We start from the raw sequence: 3,829 nt of genomic DNA on the forward strand, positions 1-3,829 counted from the left end.
GGCGGGGCGTACGCGCCGACGCGCTGCGCCGGCGTACCTGCCTGGGCGCATGGTAAGCGTGAGGTGAGCGGGGTGGAACGGTGGTCGCCCCGCCTCAGTCCGCCTTCCCGACCGCCAGCCTGCGCTGTTCCTCCTCCACGATGCGCCGGGCGATGGTGGCGTCCGATATGTCGACCGCGTCCGGGGTGGCGTCGGCGGTGTCGCTGCGGCGGGTGTAGGCGTCGAAGAGGCGGTCCTTGTTCTCGAGGATGCGCAGCAGGCGTTCGTCCACGCTGTCCGTCGCGAGCAGGCGGTGCACCTGGACCGGACGGACCTGGCCCATGCGGTGGGCGCGGGCCACGGCCTGGTGTTCCAGGGTCGGTTTGACCTGCGGTTCGCACAGGACGACGACGGACGCGGCCTGGAGGTTGAGTCCGACGCCGCCGGCCTCGATCTGTGCGAGCAGCACGGCGTGCCCGTCGGCGGCCGTGAAGTCGTCGACCAGGCGCTGGCGGCGGGCGGCCGGGACACCGCCCGATATCGGCCCGAACGTGCCCTCGCCCAGCGCCTGTCGAACGGCGGCCAGGACGTCCCGGAAGTACGAGAAGACGACCACCTTCAGGCCGTTGGCCTCCGCTTCGGCGACCAGTTCGCCCAGCCGCTGGAGCTTCGCGGACTTCTCCGGGTCGGCGTAGGCGGCCCGGCGCATGGCCATGAAGTTCCCCTCGGCGACGGCCGTGCGGTACGCGTCCTGGTCGGCTGCGCTGAACTCCTCCCACTCGTCGGTGTGCAACAGGGCGGGCAGCTCGGTGAGCACGTCCTGCTGGTTGCGGCGCAGATAGGCGGGCGCGACGGATCTGCGGAAGACGTGCGGGCCGGCGACCGCGTGGCTGTCGTGGATCTCGGGCACGAGGTCGGGCTGCAGGTAGCGGACCAGGGTGCGGAACTCCTCGACGCGGTTCTCCATCGGTGTGCCCGTGAGGAACAGGACACGGTCGCAGGCCCGCGTCCAGGCGGCGATGGAGCGGGCGCGACGGGTGTCTGGGTTCTTGACGTAGTGCGCCTCGTCGACGACGAGCATCCCGGGAACGCCGCCGTCGCGGGCCGTGCCGCCGCGAGCGGCCCTTTCGGGTGCCGGCAGGGTGTGCAGGAGGTCGAAGGTGGTGAGGGCGACGCCGCCGCGCTCACGCCACTCGGCGTACGCGTCCTGCCGGTCGGGGCCGTGCACGGGCACCGCGCGCAGGGTGCTGCGGGAGCGGATCTCCCGGGTCCAGTTGATCAGTACGCTCGCCGGGGACACCACCAGGAAGTGGGTCTGCCCCTGAGCCGCGAGATGGGCGAGGGCGGCGATCGCCTGGACCGTCTTGCCGAGGCCCATCTCGTCGCCGAGGACGACCCGGCGCTGCGCGAGGGCGAAACGGGCGCCGAAGGACTGGTAGCCGCGCAGCGAGACCCGGCGGTGGGTGTCGTCCAGTGACTGGGCGTGCACGCGCCGGGCCACCTCCGAGGGCAGGAAGCCCTCGGCGGCCGCCTCGTCCGTCCGGTGCTCGGAGACCTCGGCGAGCTGGCTGTAGTACTCGGCGGAGCGCAGCTCGAAGTCGACCCAGGCCTCGATGTCGGACGCGGGGCCGCGCAGCAGGTCGGTGGACGCCTGGGCCAGTTGGAGCGGGGTGCCCTTCGCGTCCGCGTCGGCCACCAGCTCGCTCAGCCGCGCCGTCGCCGCGAGGGCGGCCTCCTTGCGGCGGTGCCCGGCGAGGGCGAGACGGAGGCGGCCGGTGGCGGGGCGGGCCGCGGGCAGCAGCTCGCGCAGGGCGCGATCGAGCCCCTCGGCAATGTCCACGGCCCTGCGCAGCTCCGGGCCGGCCTCGACGAGGCGGTGCAGGGCGACGACGAGTGCGGTGGTCCGGGGTTCGGGGTGGTCCACGTCGATGCGTACCGACACCGTCTCCTCGACCGCCCGCGCGATCTGCCCCGCGGCGGCCAGGGCCTGGTCGGCGGTCTGGGCGCCGACGCCGGGGATCTGCCGCAGCTGGAAGCGTCCGGCCTCGTACACCGACCGCACCGTGGTGAACCCGGCCGCCTCCACGGCCGCGAGCCGCAGCCGGCCCTCGGTGGCGTCCTTGAGACGGGCGACGGGGATCGACTCCAGCTCCTTGGCGACCAGTTCGTCCCGCAGCGGGGCGAGCGCGGAGCGGACCGCTTCGAGGGCGCGGGCGTGGTCCTCGAGGACGGTCCGGGCGGCGTCGTACAGCCGTGTGCCCCGCGCGCACACCTCCCGCGCCCGCAGCCCCACCGGCGCGGTCCGCGCCTCCCCCACGTCCACCATGCCGCCCCTCGCCCGCCGTCCAGCCCGGTACGCACATCTTGGCACCGGGGACCGACAACGGGGCGGCCTGTGGACAACGGGGCTCAGTCCCCGAACCCCGTCCGCCGGGTCAGCTTCTCCCAGGCGGTGACGTCCTCGCGCACCTGGTCCAGGTGGCCCAGGACCGCGCTCACCCCGTCGTCGCCGAGGGGCAGGCGCAGGGGCGTGCGGTCCGACTCCAGTGCGCGCAGGACGAGCGCCGCCGCCTTGGCCGGGTCGCCGGCGCGCTCGTCGAAGCCCGCGTCGACCATCGCGCGCGTACTGCCCACCGTGGCGTAGGCGCCGCCGTCCGCGCTGGCCCGTGTGCCCTCGTAGAGCGAGGTCCGGAAGGCGCCCGGCTCGACGATCAGCACCTTGACGCCGAACTCGGCGGCCTCGCCCGCGAGCGCCTCGGACATGCCCTCCAGGGCGAACTTGGTGCCGCTGTAGGCCGAGAAGCCGGGGAAGGACATCTGCCCGCCCATGCTGCTCATCTGCACGACGGCCCCCGAGCGCCGCTCCCGCATGGACGGCAGCACGGCCCGCACGAGCGCAGCGGGCCCGAACACGTGCACGTCGAACAGGTCGCGCAGTTCGTCGTCCGTGGTCTCCTCGAAGGCACCGACGTGCCCCCGGCCCGCGTTGTTGACCAGTACGTCGATCCGTCCGTGCCGTGCGATCACGTCCCGTACGGCCGGCCCGGCGGCGGAGACGTCGGCGACGTCGAGCCGCAGCGCCTCCACCTGGTCGGGGTGCGCGGCGACGAGGTCGTCGAGGCCCTCGGGCCGCCGCGCGGCGCCCACCACCACGTCACCGTCGGCGACCGCCGCCTCCGCGAGGGCCCGCCCGAGTCCGCTGCTCGCACCGGTGATCAGCCACACCTTGTTCATGACACCTCTCCTGAATCGGTTCGCGTCCAGGCTGCTCCCGGCGCCCACGGCCCGTCCAAGACCTACGCTGACAACCGATGGTTATGACGACGGACGTCCATGTACGCGACCTGCGCTACTTCGTCACGGTCGCCGAGGAACTGCACTTCACCCGCGCGGCCGAACGGCTGTACGTCTCCCAGCCCGCCCTGAGCAAGCAGATCCGGGCGCTGGAGCGGCAGTTGGGGGTGCAACTGCTGCGCCGGGACCGGCAGGGCGTGGAGCTGACCCCGGCCGGCGCGGAACTGCTGCCGCACGCCCGGAGGGTGATCGAGGCGTGGGCGGAGGGCGCGTCGGCGATGCGGGAGGCGCGGGCCGCGCTGCGCAGCACGCTGGTCGTGGGGATGAGCACCAGCCCCGGCCGTGGCGGTCTGCTCCCGGCGATCCGCTCCCGCTTCACGGCCGCGCACCCCGGGGCCACGGTCCGGCTGCGTCAGATCAGCTGGGAGGATCCGACGGCGGCCCTCGCGGACGGCGAGGCGGACGTGGCGTTCGTCTGGCTGCCCCTGCCCGACCAGGAGCGGTACGCCTGGACGGTGGTCGCCGAGGAGCCGCGCCTCGTCGCCCTCCCCGACAC

At 73.9% G+C, this 3,829-nt stretch carries 3 protein-coding genes; 1 reads left to right on the forward strand and 2 read right to left on the reverse strand.

The genetic code is table 11. The annotated features are described in order from the left end of the window. Nucleotides 1–94: 94 nt before the first annotated feature. Both GRC12_RS42610 and GRC12_RS42615 read right to left on the reverse strand, forming a co-directional pair. Nucleotides 95–2,305 carry a DEAD/DEAH box helicase gene (locus tag GRC12_RS42610; RefSeq protein WP_208785811.1) on the reverse strand — a complete coding sequence of 737 codons (2,211 nt, stop codon included), beginning with the start codon at nt 2,303–2,305 and terminating at the stop codon, nt 95–97. A gap of 83 nt (nt 2,306–2,388) precedes the next feature. After that, nucleotides 2,389–3,213: an oxidoreductase gene (locus GRC12_RS42615; protein WP_208785812.1), complete on the reverse strand. Its 825-nt coding sequence runs from the start codon at nt 3,211–3,213 to the stop codon at nt 2,389–2,391. A 77-nt stretch (nt 3,214–3,290) separates the two neighbouring features. Here GRC12_RS42615 and GRC12_RS42620 point away from each other — a divergent pair. After that, the coding region (locus GRC12_RS42620) for a LysR family transcriptional regulator (RefSeq protein ID WP_244374630.1) at nt 3,291–3,829 on the forward strand (539 nt) is incomplete at its 3' end.

Origin of the sequence: Streptomyces griseorubiginosus (assembly GCF_017614965.1) — a bacterium.
GTDB classification, from domain to species: domain Bacteria; phylum Actinomycetota; class Actinomycetes; order Streptomycetales; family Streptomycetaceae; genus Streptomyces; species Streptomyces griseorubiginosus_B.

Coding starts and splice junctions, on each gene's coding strand:
- GRC12_RS42610 (WP_208785811.1), bottom strand. CDS start 2,305: ATGGTGGACGTGGGGGAGGCGCGGACCGCGCCGGTGGGGCTGCGGGCG.
- GRC12_RS42615 (WP_208785812.1), bottom strand. CDS start 3,213: ATGAACAAGGTGTGGCTGATCACCGGTGCGAGCAGCGGACTCGGGCGG.